General features: G+C 56.9%; 1 protein-coding gene. It reads right to left on the minus strand.

The features are described 5' to 3' along the window. Nucleotides 1-21 precede the first annotated feature (21 nt). Nucleotides 22-204: SPOR domain-containing protein (locus tag OC610_RS29515; RefSeq protein ID WP_264433443.1), on the minus strand; the 183-nt coding region annotated here is incomplete at its 5' end.

Here is a 204-nt window from a genome sequence, read left to right on the forward strand (position 1 = left end):
CACAGGTGTTTTCTGCGGAGGTCAGCGACTCTGGCGTTGTTGTAACAACAGGTTGCTGAAACCGCTGCCGGCCAATTGTTTCTGGGCCTTGGTCAGCTCTTCACGATTGCTGAACGGACCCACCAATACCCGATACCAGGTTTCGTCCTTCACCGTTCCGGACTCCACCGACACCGATTGGCCCAGCAGAATGATCTGCGCCCG

The sequence above is a fragment of the Pseudomonas agronomica genome (assembly GCF_025917275.1).
GTDB classification, from domain to species: Bacteria; Pseudomonadota; Gammaproteobacteria; order Pseudomonadales; family Pseudomonadaceae; genus Aquipseudomonas; species Aquipseudomonas agronomica.